Origin of the sequence: Cognatiyoonia sp. IB215182 (assembly GCF_033963905.1) — a bacterium.
Lineage (GTDB): Bacteria > Pseudomonadota > Alphaproteobacteria > Rhodobacterales > Rhodobacteraceae > Yoonia.
Window position 1 is genome coordinate 127,215 of record NZ_JAXBMB010000003.1, and the last position, 15,847, is coordinate 143,061.

At 57.7% G+C, this 15,847-nt stretch carries 16 protein-coding genes; 10 read left to right on the forward strand and 6 right to left on the reverse strand.

Annotated elements, in window-relative coordinates; translation table 11 throughout:
* The first annotated feature begins 80 nt into the window (after positions 1-80).
* On the forward strand, positions 81-1,082 hold the full coding sequence (locus SLH47_RS06770; RefSeq protein WP_320238708.1) for a hypothetical protein: 1,002 nt from the start codon (positions 81-83) through the stop codon (positions 1,080-1,082).
* Between the two features lie 241 nt (positions 1,083-1,323).
* On the opposite strand, the gene SLH47_RS06775 is transcribed toward SLH47_RS06770, so the two are convergent.
* Positions 1,324-2,859 carry a helicase HerA-like domain-containing protein gene (locus SLH47_RS06775; protein ID WP_320238709.1) on the reverse strand — a complete coding sequence of 512 codons (1,536 nt, stop codon included), beginning with the start codon at positions 2,857-2,859 and terminating at the stop codon, positions 1,324-1,326.
* Between the two features lie 408 nt (positions 2,860-3,267).
* On the opposite strand from SLH47_RS06775, the gene SLH47_RS06780 reads away from it, so the two are divergent.
* Entirely contained in the window at positions 3,268-3,870 is a 603-nt protein-coding gene (locus SLH47_RS06780; RefSeq protein WP_320238710.1) for an invasion associated locus B family protein, read from the forward strand.
* Positions 3,871-3,873: 3 nt separating this feature from the next.
* On the opposite strand, the gene SLH47_RS06785 is transcribed toward SLH47_RS06780, so the two are convergent.
* From SLH47_RS06785 to SLH47_RS06800, 4 genes are all read right to left on the reverse strand, one after another.
* A complete protein-coding gene (locus tag SLH47_RS06785; protein ID WP_320238711.1) occupies positions 3,874-5,085 on the reverse strand; it encodes a beta-ketoacyl-[acyl-carrier-protein] synthase family protein in 1,212 nt (403 codons plus the stop codon).
* The gene (locus tag SLH47_RS06790) at positions 5,086-5,346 is read right to left on the reverse strand and encodes an acyl carrier protein (protein ID WP_320238712.1); all 261 of its coding nucleotides are present in this window, start codon (positions 5,344-5,346) and stop codon (positions 5,086-5,088) included.
* 76 nt (positions 5,347-5,422) lie between these two features.
* Positions 5,423-6,484, reverse strand: a complete 1,062-nt coding sequence (gene lpxD / locus SLH47_RS06795; protein ID WP_320238713.1) for a UDP-3-O-(3-hydroxymyristoyl)glucosamine N-acyltransferase — start codon at positions 6,482-6,484, stop codon at positions 5,423-5,425.
* Between the two features lie 29 nt (positions 6,485-6,513).
* Positions 6,514-8,127 carry a L,D-transpeptidase family protein gene (locus SLH47_RS06800; protein ID WP_320238714.1) on the reverse strand — a complete coding sequence of 538 codons (1,614 nt, stop codon included), beginning with the start codon at positions 8,125-8,127 and terminating at the stop codon, positions 6,514-6,516.
* Positions 8,128-8,470: 343 nt separating this feature from the next.
* On the opposite strand from SLH47_RS06800, the gene SLH47_RS06805 reads away from it, so the two are divergent.
* Positions 8,471-9,040 carry a YcbK family protein gene (locus SLH47_RS06805; RefSeq protein WP_320238715.1) on the forward strand — a complete coding sequence of 190 codons (570 nt, stop codon included), beginning with the start codon at positions 8,471-8,473 and terminating at the stop codon, positions 9,038-9,040.
* A 7-nt stretch (positions 9,041-9,047) separates the two neighbouring features.
* Here SLH47_RS06805 and SLH47_RS06810 read toward each other — a convergent pair whose 3' ends face one another.
* On the reverse strand, positions 9,048-9,980 hold the full coding sequence (locus SLH47_RS06810; RefSeq protein ID WP_320238716.1) for a hydrogen peroxide-inducible genes activator: 933 nt from the start codon (positions 9,978-9,980) through the stop codon (positions 9,048-9,050).
* A gap of 232 nt (positions 9,981-10,212) precedes the next feature.
* On the opposite strand from SLH47_RS06810, the gene SLH47_RS06815 reads away from it, so the two are divergent.
* From SLH47_RS06815 to mnhG, 7 genes are read left to right on the forward strand one after another with little or no spacing between them, the layout of a single operon-like run.
* On the forward strand, positions 10,213-12,471 hold the full coding sequence (locus SLH47_RS06815) for a putative monovalent cation/H+ antiporter subunit A (protein WP_320238717.1): 2,259 nt from the start codon (positions 10,213-10,215) through the stop codon (positions 12,469-12,471).
* On the forward strand, positions 12,468-12,887 hold the full coding sequence (locus tag SLH47_RS06820; protein ID WP_320238718.1) for a Na+/H+ antiporter subunit B: 420 nt from the start codon (positions 12,468-12,470) through the stop codon (positions 12,885-12,887). The genes SLH47_RS06815 and SLH47_RS06820 overlap by 4 nt, the downstream gene beginning before the upstream one ends.
* Complete coding sequence (locus SLH47_RS06825; protein WP_320238719.1) at positions 12,887-13,246, forward strand: Na+/H+ antiporter subunit C; 360 nt, start codon at positions 12,887-12,889, stop codon at positions 13,244-13,246. Before SLH47_RS06820 ends, SLH47_RS06825 begins: the two co-directional genes overlap by 1 nt.
* Complete coding sequence (locus tag SLH47_RS06830; protein WP_320238720.1) at positions 13,243-14,736, forward strand: Na+/H+ antiporter subunit D; 1,494 nt, start codon at positions 13,243-13,245, stop codon at positions 14,734-14,736. The genes SLH47_RS06825 and SLH47_RS06830 overlap by 4 nt, the downstream gene beginning before the upstream one ends.
* On the forward strand, positions 14,733-15,212 hold the full coding sequence (locus SLH47_RS06835; RefSeq protein ID WP_320238721.1) for a Na+/H+ antiporter subunit E: 480 nt from the start codon (positions 14,733-14,735) through the stop codon (positions 15,210-15,212). The genes SLH47_RS06830 and SLH47_RS06835 overlap by 4 nt, the downstream gene beginning before the upstream one ends.
* Complete coding sequence (locus SLH47_RS06840; RefSeq protein WP_320238722.1) at positions 15,209-15,511, forward strand: monovalent cation/H+ antiporter complex subunit F; 303 nt, start codon at positions 15,209-15,211, stop codon at positions 15,509-15,511. Before SLH47_RS06835 ends, SLH47_RS06840 begins: the two co-directional genes overlap by 4 nt.
* Positions 15,504-15,800, forward strand: coding sequence for a monovalent cation/H(+) antiporter subunit G (gene mnhG / locus SLH47_RS06845; protein WP_320238723.1), 297 nt, complete (start codon positions 15,504-15,506; stop codon positions 15,798-15,800). Before SLH47_RS06840 ends, mnhG begins: the two co-directional genes overlap by 8 nt.
* The last annotated feature ends 47 nt before the right edge of the window (positions 15,801-15,847 follow it).

Sequence of the window (15,847 nt, forward strand, 5' to 3'; positions counted from 1 at the left end):
GCCTCACAGTCCTAAACGACACAGCAGCGATGATTGACTGCGCTATCGTTGGGTCAATTCAGCAGAAAGGAGTATTTAAGGTGAGCGCCCCAACGACAAACGTACCTGGCACGACAGGACTGATACCAACGCAGCACGTCGACACGGAAGCAGCAAACACCGGCGTTAAAGACCCGACCGTTGCCAACCTAAAAATCAGCTCTTTCGAGAAGGGAGCACCGCCTGTGGCGACGGACAGTGGAAGATACTCCTTAAGCGCCTTTGAGAAGCGCGCAATGGCCAATACACAGTCCGGATCCGGCACCGAATTTAAAGGCATTGTCGCCAATCAACGCGATGGCGATTTACCGAACCGTTTGAGCATTCAGAGCTTCGGCTCTGGCGATACGGTCAATATCAAAGGTACTGATGCGAACGAAGACTATAACAACCTGCTGTGGATCCCTGAAAAAGGTGTAGATGAGCGTGGCTCTGGGGTCGGTCTTGGCATAAGGCCGAACTTTGACAGCTATCGGCTAGACCACCTCGATTTCAGCGATCGGGACACACGGACCCATGCTGACAGCCTTGACCCAGAGCGTGATCTTGCTGAACTCAAAGCATTGGGGGAAGAAGCGCATAAACGGGTCGCCGAATTCATCAAAGAGAAACATGAATACAACCAGCAGACTGGCGCATATAAGCGTGAACAGCCGCCAATTAGGTCCATTTCAGACCTGGGCAAACGTCTAGTCGGCCTCTTTAACGGCGCAGCAACATCGCTCATGTCCTTTGCAAAGGACCCCATGTCGATGTTCAGGAAAACACCAGAACTCACGCCACCAGAACTGCCACGATGGGAGGACGGTACTCTCATAGATCTCATAAAGATTGACAACGAGATCGAGCAGTTGGAGATCCTCTTGGAAGAGCTGAGCGCCCGGCCAGCATCTGAAGACGGCTCTCGCGTAAGCGATGACTTCAGGGCAGAACTGGACAGCGCGCTTATTGATGAACTTGAGATCCCATCGACAACCGTGACAGGTGTAATGCGATCACCCTCTGGCGACGCGCCGACGCCGCCGAAAAGGCCAACGAGGTAGTGCGCAGCAAGTCAAGAAACTGCACTCATCGTGACTCGGCAGAAACCATTAACTGCCATCAAGCGGAAAAATGTCGCGCGCAAGACACGGCTTGCGCGCGCATCATGTGTTTAGCGAGGATACCGCAACCGTGTTACGCGACGCCAGCACCGCATTTGTCAGGAATTTGACCGCAATTTGCGTGGCCTGCTGCGGCTTCACTGCGCACCACATAGGGCCATTCTAGTATCGACCGTCCAACCTATCTCCCCTTAAACAAGCTACCCAGGACACCGCGGACCAGTCTGCGACCGGTTGTGCCCTTCAGTTCCTTCACAACGACCGAGGCGAGCGCGCTGCCGAAACTGTCACCTGATGACCGGCTAGATGCGCGCGTGCTACGAGGCTGACCTGCGCTGAAGCGGCGCGCGGCTTTGAACTCGCGCGCCTTTTCGTCCAACAATGCTTCGGCGGCTTCAGCCTCCTCCGCAGCTTGCGCCGCCGCATCTGCGCGTTTTCGGAGCATTTCAAAGGCACTGTCGCGGTCGACAGCCTGATCGTATTTGCCTGCCATATCCGAGGCTGCCATGATTGCCTTGCGGGTCGGCGCATCAATCGGGCCAAGCTGTGAGGATGGAGGCCGGATCAAGGTGCGCTCCACGATCATGGGGATTCCCTTTTTGTCGAGGAATGACGTCACCGCCTCACCCGTGCCGACCTCCTGAATGGCTTCCGCTGTGTCGAAGGCGGGATTGTCGCGATAGGTTTCGGCGGCTGTTTTCAGCTCTTTGCGGTCCTTGGCGGTGAAGGCACGCAAGGCATGCTGCACGCGATTACCCAACTGGCCGAGGACGTCTTCGGGGACATCGCCAGGATTTTGCGTCACGAAATAGACGCCGACGCCTTTGGACCGGATGAGACGTGCCACTTGCTCAACCTTGTCCACCAATGCCTTTGGCGCGTCGTCAAAAAGCAGATGCGCCTCATCGAAGAAGAAAACCAGTTTTGGCTTGTCTGGGTTGCCGACCTCAGGCAGTTCCTCGAAGAGTTCGGAGAGCAGCCACAACAGGAATGTCGCATAAAGGCGTGGGCTGCCCATGAGCTGATCGGCGGCAAGGATGTTGATCTCGCCCCGCCCGTCGCGCGTGCGCATCATGTCGGAGAGTTGCAAGGCGGGCTCACCGAACAGTGCGTCACCGCCCTGGTTCTCCAGCACAAGCAATTGACGTTGGATTGCACCCACAGACGAGGATGCGACATTGCCATAGCGCAGCGACAATTCGCTCGCATTCTGCCCGACCCAGACCAGAAGCGCGCGCAGATCCTTCAGATCAAGAAGCGGCAGCCCCTCTTCATCGGCCACGCGGAAGGCGACATTCAGGACACCCTCTTGCGCGTCGGTCAATTCCATCAAACGGGCGAGCAAAAGCGGCCCCATCTCGGCAACCGTAGCGCGTATCGGATGGCCCTGCTTGCCGAAAAGGTCCCAAAACGTGACCGGAAAGCTGTCATAAGTCAGGTCAAGCCCTATTGTGTCGGCGCGTTTGGTGAAGGCCTCGTGCAGCTTGAACTCCGCCGTGCCCGAGGCGGCAAGACCCGACAGATCACCTTTGACATCAGAGAGGAACACCGGCACGCCAGCTGCCGAAAACCCCTCGGCCATGATCTGTAATGTCACGGTCTTGCCCGTGCCTGTCGCACCGGCAATCAGGCCATGTCGGTTCGCCTTGTCCAGGCGCAAAACCTGCGGCGCGCCGTACGCCTCACCGCCGCCACCCATGAAAATATGATCGCTCATGTAAAGGGGTCCCCACTAAATTCTCAGTCAAAATACATTCTTAACCAGTTCGTGCCAGTGTCCAAGCATGGCTTTCCGGCTTTGTTGTCCGGCAGGCCATACTTCCTCCCTGTTAGACTGGCCGTGCCTTCGGGCACGGCTTTTTTCGTGGCGCGATCGTTGCCAGGTTCGTAACAGTTTTGTCAAAGATTCCCAGTTGACGGGCACCATGCCATTGCGTAGCTTCTCCGCAATTCGTCGGCCAAGTCCGACAGGGAGAACATGAAGAAGGGTCCTGTTTGGGCCCTTTTTCTTGTTTTCCACCCCGCGAAAAAGTGAGCGAGACTTTGCCCGCGCCCGGTGTTTTGGCCCTGACATGGCCCTGACCCCATGCTACATCGCCGCGAAAGATCGAAGGGACAAACGTCAATGCATCCACTGCTGAAATCTCTACCGCTTATTCTGTTGATCGCGCTTGGAGGGACCGCAATCGCGCAAGAAGCGACAGAAACAACAGCAGATGAAGCGACGGATACAACACCACCCGATCTGAACCTTGGTGAGCCGGTTGGCCCGCAAGTTGGCCAGGCCTATGTGCGGCAGGAATTTGGCGATTGGGAGATGCGGTGCGTCAAGACGCCTGAAGGTCAGGACGATCCTTGCAACCTCTATCAGCTCCTTGAGAACGATGCTGGCGTTGCGGTCGCCGAGTTCAATCTGTTCCGCCTGCCGCCCGGTTCACGCGCCGCTGCGGGGGCCACAATTGTTGTCCCGCTAGAGACATTGCTGACGCAACAACTGACGCTGGCCGTCGATGGGGCAAATGCACGGCGCTATCCGTTCACTTTCTGCAATCCAGGTGGGTGTGTCGCGCGGCTTGGTTTTACCGAGGCAGAAGTGCAGCAATTCAAGCGTGGTAACGTCGCGACGATCCGGCTTGTACCTGCCGCCGACCCCGATCAAGACGTTGTTCTCGATGTCTCGCTCATCGGTTTTACCGCAGGTTTTGATAGCAGCGCGGTGGTCGAGTAAGCGCTACGCGTGCTTGCGCAGGGCCAGCACCGCGTTAAGTCCACCAAATGCGAAAGCATTTGTGAGTGCTACATCAATATCGGCATCACGCGCCACATTGGGTACGACATCCAGAGCGCATTCAGGATCGGGTTCTTCATAACCGATTGTTGGGGCAACAATCCCGTCCTTGAGCGCCATGATGCAGGCCAAAAGCTCCACCGCCCCGGTGCCGCCGATCAGGTGCCCATGCATTGATTTGGTGGACGACATCATCAGCATATCGGCGTGCGCGCCGAAGACATCTGCAACCGCTGCGCATTCGGTTTTGTCATTCGCCGCAGTTCCCGTGCCATGGGCATTCACATAGCCGACGCTTTCCTTGGGCAGCCGAGCATCTTTCAAAGCACCCGCGATCGCCCGTGCGGCGCCCTGTTTTGACGGCATGACGATGTCGGACGCGTCAGAGGACATGGCAAAGCCGACAACCTCGCACAGGATTTCTGCGCCACGGGCCTTGGCGTGTTCATATTCTTCAAAGACGAAGACCCCCGCGCCTTCGCCCTGCACCATGCCGTTGCGCGTGGCTGAAAACGGGCGGCAGGCATCCTTGGACATCACGCGCAGACCTTCCCAGGCCTTGATCCCGCCAAAACACAGCATCGCCTCGGACCCGCCGGTGATCATAACCTTGGCCATGCCGCAGCGCACCATATTAAAAGCCTGCCCCATCGCATGGTTTGATGAGGCGCAGGCAGTCGCCACGGTGAAAGACGGGCCGCGTAGGTTCCATTCCATCGACACATGGCTCGCGGCGGCGTTGTTCATGAGTTTGGGCACGATGAACGGGTGCACGCGGTTTTTGCCCGCCTCGTAGACGGCACGGTAATTGTCGTCTTGCGTGTTTAGCCCGCCGCCTGAAGTGCCCAACACGACGCCCGAATTGTCCGCGAGAGCGCCCGAAAAGCTGAGGCCGGATTGTGCAATCGCCTCACGCGCGGCGAGTAGCGTGAACTGGGTGAAACGGTCGTAAAGTGCGATTTGCTGGCGATTGAAATGCGCCGCTTCATCATAGCCCTTAATCTGCCCGCCGATCTGGATTGAGAGGCGGTCGACATCAGCGATCTCAAGCTTGCCGATCCCGCAATGCCCTTCGCGCATGGCAACAAAGGTTTGGGCAACATCCGCGCCAAGCGGATTGATCGTGCCAGCCCCCGTGATGACGACGCGTCGCATCTACTTGCCTTGCGCCGCCACAAGCTTGCCTACCGCGTCGATAATCGCGCCGATGGATGAGATGTCAAAATCGCCGGAATTGGGTTCGTTGGCGTTGAACGGCACCGAGATATCGAAGGCCTCTTCAATCGCAAAGATACTCTCGACAAGTCCCATGGAGTCGAGACCGATATCATCAAGCGTCTGATCAAGTGCGATATCGCCGGGCTCCAGCAGCGCCTGCTCGGCGAGAATGCTGATGACCTTGTCCTTGATGCTCATCTCGCCCGATCCACCCTTGCATGATCCTCTTCCCGCGCGTGATGTAGTCACTTTGATCCGCGTTTGAAATACCGTTTTAGCGTTTTGTCAGATCACGCAGAATGCGTGGCAGGCGGCGCAGGGCCTTGTAGCTATCGATATGGGTCTGCATGCGCGTGGCGGGATAGCCCATCATGACCCGCCCGGCAGGCACGTTTGACAGGACGACAGTGCCGCCGCCCAAAACCACGTCGTCCCCAACCGTCAGGTTGTCCGCCACCCCGGCCTTGCCGCCCACGACAACACGGTCACCGATGACGGTTGACCCGGCGACACCGGCCTGCGCGCAGAGTAGACAATGCGTGCCCACAATAACGTTGTGACCGACCTGAACAAGGTTGTCGATCTTGGTGCCGTCGCCGATCTGCGTGGCACGGATCGTGCCCGCATCAATGGTGGCATTTGCCCCAACCTCAACATCGTCGCCGATGACAACACTGCCCAGCGAGTGGATGCGGTGCCATGTCGGATCCTCCGGCGGCGTCATGGAGTCCTTGCCAAGTGTGCTGCGCGCGATTTCGACATTGGCCGGCTCCACGCTAACGAAGGAAAACCCGTCACCGCCGATGGCCACATTGGGCTGCAGGATCACCCGCGCCCCAATCTTCACCCCGCGTTGCACCCGCGTACCGGCGTGGATACATGCCTCCTCACCCACGGTGACGCCTGCCCCGATGCTCACTTGATCGCCAATCCAACCCCCCGCCCCGATTTCTGCATCCGGGCCAATCACGCTGAACGGGCCAATTGAGACATCCGCACCAATTCTGGCCGTCGGATCAATCAGGGCATGTGGTGATATACCGTCACGCGGCAAAGGCTGATCTAGCATTTGCGTCAGCCGAGCCATAGCCAAACGCGCACGTGGCGCGATGATCGCAGCCTCCAGCCCAAACTCCTGCCAGTCAGCGCCCGCCCACAAAACAGCAGCGCGCGCATTGCCATTGCGCAAGGCGTCACCATAGGCCGGGCTCATCGCCAAGGCGAGGTCGTCAGGTCCTGCATTGCCAGGCTCCGAGGCACCGACGACGCGCAAATCGACTGCCCCAAGAGCCTCGGCCCCCAGTGCAGCCGCAATGTCCTTGATCGAATGCGCCATGATGCCCCCGCGTTGGTTTGGGGGCTGATTTAGCCGCCCACGGCGCGGATCACCACCCCTTCGCGCGCCAGCGCGTTCCAGATGCGGGCGTCACGACCATAGACATCTCGGCGGTACTGCATTGGGCCCTCGGCTTGAGTAAAGGCCGTGCGATAGACCAGATGCACCGGCACAGGATCGGCCAGATCAACCCGACGCTCGCGACCCGTCCGCAACTCAGCCTGGAAAAGACCTTCGGGATCAGATGTTTGCGGTGCCAGCAGCGCATAAGCGAAGTCGAACGGGTCCGCGAGGCGAATGCAGCCATGGCTGTAGGCACGGGTTTCGCGGCTAAACAGGCTCTTGGCCGGAGTGTCGTGCAGATAGATGTTATAACGGTTCGGGAACATGAACTTCACAAGACCCAATGCATTCCCCCGGCTGGGTGGCTGACGCATGGAATACGGGAAGTTCGTCCGACTGTAGCGCGTGAAATCAACAGCATTGCGATCAACCACGCGGCCACGTGTATCGGTGATGATCAATTGGCTGACCGCGTTCGGATTACGCTGAAGCTGCGGCAGATACTCCTTGGTGATGATGGAGCGTGGGACGTACCAGCTGGGATTGATGACCATGAACTCCATGACATCCGAGAATTCGGGGCTTTCCCGATCATCCTCGCGCGCGCCGATCACCGATCGGGTCGAGAACGTCACCACATCGTTGTCGATAATCTGTGCCGAAAAATCTGTCAGGTTCACCCAGATGTGGCGTTCGCCCTTTGGGCGGTTGATCCACCTTTCCCGCTCCATTGCGACAATGACGGATTGCAGGCGTTCCACAACACTCCGGTTGATCTCGCGCAACGTGCCTGGACCTGCCGTGCCATCGGTGGCAAGGCCATGCGCTTGTTGAAAGCGTTGAACCGCTGCGACAATTGTGTCGTCATAGGTTTGAGTGTTGGTCCGACCAAGAAAACCCATTGCAATCAGACGATTACGGAGCGCAACGACACCTGATCCCGTATCCCCACGCTCCAGCTTGTTTCCAGGAACAACCGCGCCCCAGCCGCCTGTCGCCACCAGACGCTCCATCGCCATTTTTTGCCGCATCAGGCGCGTGTATTCGGGTGAGTTGGGCGGCAATGCGCGCAGGAAAGCCGCCGGATTGGATTGCGCGAAGGCCTGCAAAGTCTGCAACCGCGGCCGGTAAGGGACCTGCCGGTGAATGCTCCCGATCACCTGCGACGGGATCAGCATGCCCGTCTGCACATCACGCGCATATTCTAAGAAGAGTCGGCTGAGTTCGACTTCGAGCCGGCCTTGTTCGGCTGGCGTCTGGGCGGATTGCAATTGCGCCATCAGCGCCTCTGCATCGTAGCGCGCAGTAGGCAATCCATGATCGCCCGCCGACGAAAACGCGGTGATCAGGGCGTTGCGACGGGCACGGTCACCGCGATTGCTCCAAATCCCTTCGAAGTTTCGCGCGCGATAGAACGCAGCAAGATCGGGGTCGCGGGAAGCAGCTTCGGCGACGGCCTGATTGAACTCTGTCACTCTTGCCTGCACTGGTGCTGCCGACAAAACGACAAGAAGGAAAGCGGAAAAAACAGAAAGAAAACGCAATAAAAACAACTGGTTCTGCAATGGGACAAATCGCATAATGGCTAACCCTTGGTAAGACTTAAAAGCACGGTAATGTGGTGGCAGCTTCGATGTGAGTATGAATATCCATACCTTGCGTAAGTCTATTCATAAACCGTTGAACCCGAACCCCGCCCGCCCAGATGTTGCGGAAATGCAGCCAATCGACCCCAAGAGGTAAAAAAACTTTACCAATCTTGCGCAGATTCTCGCCGATTTGCCCGACGTTAACGCCCAACGTGGTAAACAATGCTTGGTCAACGAATCAAAACATGTCATAAAGTGAGAACATCTTGGGGGCTAACGGCAGTAATCCGCTTCAAAGCGGATAAAGATGGGCGACGGGACAGGCGCAATAAACATGACGAAAACGACTTCCGCGGGTATATCCCGGCGTGGATTGTTGGGTGCTTTTGCCGCAACAGCGGTTGCCGCAGCACCAACATATTCCAAAGCAGCTGGCTTTTTGCGTGGCGCAGGCGACATTCGCCGTATCGGAATGCACTCCGGGCGAACCGGCGAATATCTCGATACGATTTACTGGATCGAAGGTGAGTATATCGCCGAAGCCGTGCGCGAGATTAACGTGCACATGCGGGATTGGCGTACTGGCGAAGCCGTACAGATGGATCTGCGTACAATTGACATTATGTCGGCCGCACTGAACCTGATGGACACAAGTGAGCCCTATCTGCTGTTGTCGGGCTACAGATCACCACAGACAAACAACATGCTGCGATCGCGTTCATCCGGCGTGGCGCGCAATTCTTTGCACATGCGCGGTCAGGCCGCCGATCTGCGACTGACCAGCCGCACACCAACCCAGATGGCGAATGCCGCAATCGCCTGCCGTGCCGGTGGCGTTGGGCGGTATGCACGCTCTAACTTCGTCCATATGGATTGCGGCCCCATTCGCAGCTGGCGCGGGTAAGAACCGCCTAGTCCACGAGAATGGGCGACGGCCCATCGCGCAGATCCTGTCGTGCGGCGCGCATGATCGTCTGTGAAAGCTGCTCAAACATGTCAGCGCGCGAGCTTACCCGCCAGACAAGGCCAATGGCCCGCATCATGATATTGCGCTGAAACGGAATGACGGTGACATTGCTGCTGCGCCCGTCAATTTCGGACCGCGCGTAAAGTCGCGGCAAACACGCCACCCCCATCCCCATACCAACCATTTGCCGGATCGCATCAAGGCTGGTGCCTTCATAATCGCGCGCCAACACTGCACCGTGCTCTTGGCATAGGGCAGCAATCTGCGCATGCATGGCGTGATCCGGACCCAGCGACAACATCGTCTCGCCCGATAACGCATTTTCGGCCACGCTCGGTTTCTGTGCCAGCGGATGATCTGACGCGACGGCCAGCACAAATGGTTCCCGGAAGAGCCGCTTTGACGCTAGATCCGCCCCCGGCTCCGGCAATTGTGTCAGGATCACATCGTGTTGCCCCTCGATCAGACCGCTGCGCAGATCGGGCGCCGCGCTTTCGCGGATGTAAAGCCGCAAGTCAGGGTATTGGGCGTGCAGCCTTTCGACAACAAAAGGCAGCAGATAGGGGCCAATCGTTGGTGTCGTGCCCAGGCGGATCGTTCCGGCCATGCCGCCGCGTATATGCGCAGACATGTCGACAATCCCACGCACCTCATCCACAGCGCGGCGTGCACGCGTCAGCACCTCGCGCCCTTCAGGCGTCAGCGTGACCGGGCCCCTGCCCCGCTCGACCAGCCGGACCGACAGCAAAGCCTCAAGATTGCTGATCTGCAGGCTCAGTGACGGCTGACTGATCCCCAGCATCTCGGCCGCTTTACGAAAATGGCGCATCTCGGCCACAGCAATCAAATAGCGAAGCTGGCGCAAACTGGGGAGCATCGGTGCAGGTTCCGTTGATAGCTTTTTCCTATCAAACCTTCTAACATGATTGCCTTTATTTGGAATACCTCGCGCCTATTTCTCGGTCTAATGCATGCTATCGGGGACAAAAAATGAGCATCGGATCAATGTCGGCAAAGGAAACCTTGTTTGCGGGTCAATCAGTTGTTTCCCTTCAAGATGGCGCTACGTCGCAGCAAGAGTGAAATTCTAGACCGCCCGGAATAATCGAGTGAATTCAACATCCACGTCGCGCTGGGTTACGCCTGCTGGCATCCTGCCCGTCCTGATCGCAAGTGTGCTTTTTGTCTATTTTGCGCAGATGATCCCAGCCATCTCGGCGGGGGAAAGCTTGCGGCTTGTCTGGGCCTGGGTGCCGAGCCTGGGCGTAAATGTCAGCTTCCTGGTGGATGGGCTAAGCCTGACTTTCGCATTGCTGATCACCGGGATTGGCGCGCTGGTGATGCTTTATTCTGCGCGCTACCTTGCAGGGCATGAGCATCAGGCGCGCTTTTCGCTATTCCTGACCAGCTTCATGCTGGCAATGCTGGGTGTCGTTCTGTCGGATAACCTGTTGGGTTTGTTTGTTTTCTGGGAACTGACTACCATCACCTCTTACCTATTGATCGGGTTTGGTCATGCTAGCCCAAAATCGCGCCGCTCTGCCTTGCAGGCGCTTTTGGTCACGGGTGTTGGCGGGCTCGCCCTGCTCGCGGCGATCATCATGATTGGCAATGTGGCGGGCACGTTTGAACTGTCAGAAATTCGCGCAATGCCGGGCGTGCTGACGGAAAGCGCGCTTTACTTACCGATCCTGATCCTCGTCCTGCTCGGCACATTCACGAAATCGGCGCAAATCCCGTTTCATTTCTGGCTGCCCAATGCGATGGCAGCACCTACCCCCGTCAGCGCCTATCTGCACTCTGCCACAATGGTGAAGGCAGGCGTCTACCTGATGGCGCGGATGCATCCATCGCTTAGCGGAACCGAAGTCTGGCTCTGGACTTTGACCATCGCGGGAGCGGTCACAATGGTCTTTGCGTCAGTCATGGCACTGCGCCAGACGGACCTCAAACAGGCGCTTGCCTATACAACCTTGATGGCGCTGGGTGCGCTGACGCTACTTCTCGGCAATGACACGGCCTACACCATTACCGCCGCTGCGACGTTTCTTGTTGTGCATTCGCTATACAAAGCAGCACTTTTCCTCGTCGTCGGTATCCTTGACCATCAGACGGGCACGCGTGATGCAAACAAACTTTTCGGTCTCGCGCCCTCTATGCCGATCACGGCAACCGCAGCGGCGATTGCGGCATTGTCGATGGCCGGGTTTCCGCCCTTCCTCGGGTTCATCGGGAAAGAGCTGAAATATGCGGGCGCAATCGCCGTCGCCTCCGAGCCGATCCTGGTTGCTGGCGCGATTTTGATTGCGAGCGCCTTGATGGTAGCAATTGCGGGCATCGTGTCATTCCGCCCGTTCTGGAGCAAATCGGGCGAGCCGCTGCCAAACATCACCGAGGCGCCGTGGCCAATGCTCGCGGGCCCATTAATACTAGCGCTTCTGGGCGCGATATTCGGGATTTTCCCGGACCTCATGGCCAATACGCTTGTCAATCCGACGGTTGACGCCATCCTCGCTGGCGCGGAAGAGGCAAGACCCCTACAGCTTTGGGCGGGGGTCAACCTGCCGCTTATGCTCAGCATTGCGACATTCGTGCTGGGTTTCACGATCTATTATTACAAGATCGCCCTGCGGAACTGGTTGATTGATCTTGTGAACCGCAGCCCGAGTTTTGATCGCGGCTGGGACAATCTGTTGGCTGGGCTATTGGCGGCTTGCAAATGGCAAACCCGCCTGATTCAGACCGGCGTGTTGCGCCGCTACATGTTTCTGACATTTGCCACCGCGCTCGCGGCGTTGGCCGGGACATTGTGGCTGAGGGATGTGGCTCTTCCCGCCATCAATGTGCCTGACGTGACGGCTGCGGACTGGTTGGTCTTCTTGCTGGTGCTGCTGGGCACGGCCCTTACGGCGGCGACCAGTTCGCGCATCGCGGCCATTGCGGGCCTCGGTGTTGTCGGGATCGGGATCGCGATGATCTTCATCCTCTACAGCGCGCCGGACGTGGCCATCACCCAGTTGCTGGTGGAGACGCTTATTGTCGTGCTTTTTGCAGCGGCTGCCTTGCGGCTGCCGCATCTGGGTGCCGAGCCACTGCGCGGCCGTCCTTGGGATGCTCTTTTGGCGATCGGCCTCGGGGTCGCGACAACAGCGGTCTTGCTGGTGGTCACCGCAGGCCCCATTGATCTGGAACTGACCGAATTCTTCCAGACCGCTAGCTGGCCGCAAGCCTTTGGACAGAACATCGTCAATGTGATCCTCGTCGACTTCCGGGCGCTAGACACTTTCGGCGAGATCGCGGTGGTCCTTGTCGCAGCGATCAGCATCTACGCGCTTCTCAAAAGCAAACCAGAAAAGGACCAGACATGAACTCCGTCATCCTGATTGCCGGTGCCCGGCTGCAGGTGGTCCTGCTCTTGGTTTTCTCGGCCTACATGCTGTTGCGCGGCCATAATGCACCCGGTGGCGGGTTCATCGGCGGGCTGATTGCCGCGACCGGTTTCGTGGTTTATGCGATCGCCTGCGGGACCAAGGACGCACGCGCCGCACTGAGATTTGACCCCGCAAATATCGCGGGTCTCGGTCTGGGTATTGCTTTGCTGGCCGGGGTGATGGCCGCGATCTGGGGTGATGCCTTGTTCACCGGACAATGGCTCTTCATCGGCGAAACCGAGGATGACAAGGGCCTGCCGCTCTCGACCGTTTTGGTCTTTGATGTCGGCGTCTATCTTGTTGTTCTAGGGTCTGTTTTGTCGATTGTCTTTGCGTTGGAAGAGACAAGCTGATGGAGCAATTGTTATCGATCCTGATCGGCGTTCTCGTCGCTGCATCCGTTTACCTGATGATGGGGCGCAACCTGCTGCGTTTCCTGTTTGGGCTAATACTTTTGTCGAACGCGGCCAACTTGACCATTTTCGTGGCGGGCAGGCTCACCCCCGGCGCACCACCACTCGTACCTGACGGTCTTGATGCACCGGTGGGTGCGGTCGCAAACGCCCTGCCCCAAGCGCTGGTCCTGACGGCCATCGTGATCGGTTTCGGCCTTTTTGCTTTCGCTCTGATCCTCGCTGTGCGCGCCTATTACAGCCTGGGCACATTGAATACTGACGACATGCGCGTCGCCGAACCGAAAGATCAGGCATGAGCTGGTATCTGACCCTTCCGCTGGTCATCCCATTCATCACCGCAATTGCTGCATTCCTGCTGCGCAACGGCGCATATGGGCGCTGGGTGTCTGTGGCAGGCTCAACTGCAGCGCTGGGTGCTGCCATCGCTCTGATGGTCGTCGTGCTGGATCAGGGTGTGCTGGCCGGTCAAATGGGCCAATGGGCCGCACCCTTTGGCATCACGCTGGTGGCGGATTTGTTGTCGGCGGTCATGGTTCTGATCACGGCGATCACGGGGCTTGCCGTGGCGATCTATGCGATGGGCGACGTGGCCGCACGGCATGAGCGGCTTGGTTATCACGCACTTTTCCAGATCCTGCTGGCAGGTGTGACCGGCGCGTTTTTGACGGGCGACCTTTTTAACCTTTATGTCTGGTTCGAGGTGATGCTGATCGCCTCATTCGGGCTTCTGATCCTGAATGGCGACCGCGAACAGATTGATGGAGGCGTCAAGTATGTGGCGCTCAACCTTATCTCAACCATTCTGTTTCTGACCGGTATCGGCCTGCTTTATGGTATGACAGGCACGCTGAACTTTGCCGACCTCGCGGTGAAAGTCGACCTGATCGAGGATCAGGGGATGCTGACCGTGGTCGCGATGATGTTCATGGTGGCCTTTGGCGTCAAAGCCGCGGTATTTCCGCTGTTTTTCTGGCTGCCTGCCGCCTATCACACGCCCAGCTTTTCAGTCTCTGCAGTCTTTGCGGGTTTGCTGACCAAGGTAGGCGTTTATGCCCTGATCCGCATGTTCACAATGGTCTTCGACCATGACATTGGCTACACGCATACGGTGCTTTTGTGGGTGGCCTGTCTGACCATGGTCACAGGCGTCTTGGGTGCAGCGGCGCAATCGGATTTCCGCAAGATCCTGTCGTTCCACATCATCAGTCAGATCGGATATATGATCCTGGGCCTTGCCCTGATGACACCTTTGGCGATTGTTGGAGCGGTTTTCTATCTGGTGCATCATATCATCGTCAAAGCGAACCTTTTCCTGATTGCAGGCATCGCACGACAACTGACAGGCGGAACCGAAGTCTACAAAATCGGTGGGCTATACAAGTCGAGCCCGCTTCTTGCGCTTTTGTTCCTGATCCCTGCATTTTCACTCGCCGGATTTCCGCCGCTCTCGGGTTTTTGGGCGAAGTATATTATCGTGAAGGCCACGTTGGACATTGAGATGTGGTTTGTTGCCTTCATTGCCTTGGCGGTGGGACTAATGACAATCTACTCCATGACAAAAATCTGGGCAGAGGCGTTTTGGAAAGACCATCCTGACGGACGTGAACCGGCCCTATCCGGTCTCGCCAATCGCGCACCGCTGCTTATCCCCGTCGCAGCACTCGCTGTCCTGACAATGGTCATCGGCCTGATGCCAGAGCCGTTCGTGGTCTTCGCAGAACGCGCAGCCGATCAACTGCTTGATCCTGCAGCCTACATCGCTGTGGTGTTGGGAGAGACGTCATGAACCTCTTTCTCTTGAATATCCTGCTTGCCGTCATCTGGGCCGCCCTGTGGGGCAGTTTTACGCAGGCACAGTTTCTGGTGGGGTTTCTGATCGGGTTCATCACCCTTTGGATCGCACAGCCGCTTTTTGGTGGCCCCAGCGGTTATTTCCTGCGCGCCTGGCGGATCGTGCGCCTGATACTCTTCTTCATCTATGATTTATGCGTTTCGAGCATCCGCGTCGCCTATGACGTGCTGACACCAAAAGATCTCAGCAACCCTGCCATCCTTGAGATGCCACTGGATGTAAAATCGGATATCGAGATCCTGCTGGTCACCAACCTGATCTCGCTGACACCGGGTACACTCAGCATTGATGTCACGCCGGACCGAAAGACACTGATCGTGCATGCGATGTTTGCCGATGATCCCGACGCGGTGATCGCCGATCTGAAATCGGGGATGGAACGCATGGTCAAAGAGGTATTTGAAGAATGACGCTGAATGAATTTCTGATCCTCTCAAAAGATATCACGCTGGTCGCCGTTGTTTTGTCACTTGCCGTGGCGTTTGTCAGACTGGCCCGTGGTCCAAGCCTCGCCGACCGTGTCGTGGCCCTGGATATGATGACCGTTACGCTCATTGCGGTCTGCGGTATCCTCGCCATCAGCACCGGCGAACTCGCGCTGCTGGACGTGGCGCTTGTTCTGGCCTTGGTTGGGTTCCTCGCCACGGTGGCACTTGCCCGTTATGCCGAAAGGCGCGATGCCAATGGCGAGGAGGATCAGGATGACTGAGATTATCATCGCCATCTTCCTGCTGCTGGGCGGCTTTTTCGCATTGATCGCGGCTGTTGGCGTGCTGCGTCTGCCTGATGTCCTCACCCGGATGCATGCCTCGACCAAGGCGGGCACGTTGGGCAGCAGCCTGATCCTGATCGGGGGTGCAATCCTTTATGGCGATGCCGCTGTCACCGTGCGCGTCGTCGCGATCATTCTGTTTCTGATGCTGACCGCCCCGATTGGCGCGCATATGATTGGCCGCGCCGCCGCGCGGCACGAATACACAAAAAAGAAGACGGATTAGCCCCTTGCAGGCATCCGCCAATCAAAGGCAACATCGACGAAAGTAGT

Excerpts from the sequence above, each read along its gene's own strand:
- SLH47_RS06775 (WP_320238709.1), bottom strand. The coding sequence starts at position 2,859 with ATGAGCGATCATATTTTCATGGGTGGCGGCGGTGAGGCGTACGGCGCG.
- SLH47_RS06780 (WP_320238710.1), top strand. The coding sequence starts at position 3,268 with ATGCATCCACTGCTGAAATCTCTACCGCTTATTCTGTTGATCGCGCTT.
- SLH47_RS06785 (WP_320238711.1), bottom strand. The coding sequence starts at position 5,085 with ATGCGACGCGTCGTCATCACGGGGGCTGGCACGATCAATCCGCTTGGC.
- SLH47_RS06790 (WP_320238712.1), bottom strand. The coding sequence starts at position 5,346 with ATGAGCATCAAGGACAAGGTCATCAGCATTCTCGCCGAGCAGGCGCTG.
- lpxD (WP_320238713.1), bottom strand. The coding sequence starts at position 6,484 with ATGGCGCATTCGATCAAGGACATTGCGGCTGCACTGGGGGCCGAGGCT.
- SLH47_RS06800 (WP_320238714.1), bottom strand. The coding sequence starts at position 8,127 with ATGCGATTTGTCCCATTGCAGAACCAGTTGTTTTTATTGCGTTTTCTT.
- SLH47_RS06805 (WP_320238715.1), top strand. The coding sequence starts at position 8,471 with ATGACGAAAACGACTTCCGCGGGTATATCCCGGCGTGGATTGTTGGGT.
- SLH47_RS06810 (WP_320238716.1), bottom strand. The coding sequence starts at position 9,980 with ATGCTCCCCAGTTTGCGCCAGCTTCGCTATTTGATTGCTGTGGCCGAG.
- SLH47_RS06820 (WP_320238718.1), top strand. The coding sequence starts at position 12,468 with ATGAACTCCGTCATCCTGATTGCCGGTGCCCGGCTGCAGGTGGTCCTG.
- SLH47_RS06825 (WP_320238719.1), top strand. The coding sequence starts at position 12,887 with ATGGAGCAATTGTTATCGATCCTGATCGGCGTTCTCGTCGCTGCATCC.
- SLH47_RS06830 (WP_320238720.1), top strand. The coding sequence starts at position 13,243 with ATGAGCTGGTATCTGACCCTTCCGCTGGTCATCCCATTCATCACCGCA.
- SLH47_RS06835 (WP_320238721.1), top strand. The coding sequence starts at position 14,733 with ATGAACCTCTTTCTCTTGAATATCCTGCTTGCCGTCATCTGGGCCGCC.
- SLH47_RS06840 (WP_320238722.1), top strand. The coding sequence starts at position 15,209 with ATGACGCTGAATGAATTTCTGATCCTCTCAAAAGATATCACGCTGGTC.
- mnhG (WP_320238723.1), top strand. The coding sequence starts at position 15,504 with ATGACTGAGATTATCATCGCCATCTTCCTGCTGCTGGGCGGCTTTTTC.